This window comes from Bacillus sp. SIMBA_074 (assembly GCF_046534555.1).
Lineage (GTDB): Bacteria > Bacillota > Bacilli > Bacillales > Bacillaceae_G > Bacillus_A > Bacillus_A mycoides.
This window is the reverse complement of sequence record NZ_JAWRYM010000549.1, coordinates 1-270: the sequence shown is the minus strand read 5'-3', so window position 1 is coordinate 270 and position 270 is coordinate 1. Positions and strand designations below refer to the sequence as shown.

Genomic DNA, 270 nt, shown 5'->3' with positions numbered 1-270 from the left:
AAATCAAAATATGCGGCATTAAGCGTACAGAAACGTTGGCACTGCTAAAAGAGCTTGACGTCGACTTCGTCGGGCTCGTCTTCGCACCAAGCAAACGTAAGGTAGATGCCCAGACTGCGAAAAGCCTGCTCGCATCGGTACCGGATCATCCTCCGGCAGTAGGCGTGTTTGTAAATCCGAGCATAGAGGAGCTGGATGAAATACTCAGTCAGGTTCCGCTAGCAGTAGTTCAGCTCCATGGACAGGAAACACCAGCATTTTGTCAGGAGG

Annotated in this window: 1 protein-coding gene; it reads left to right on the top strand. The window is 50.7% G+C overall.

Annotated elements, in window-relative coordinates:
* Nucleotides 1–2 precede the first annotated feature (2 nt).
* Nucleotides 3–270: phosphoribosylanthranilate isomerase (locus tag SB773_RS31930; protein WP_410594347.1), on the top strand; the 268-nt coding region annotated here is incomplete at its 3' end.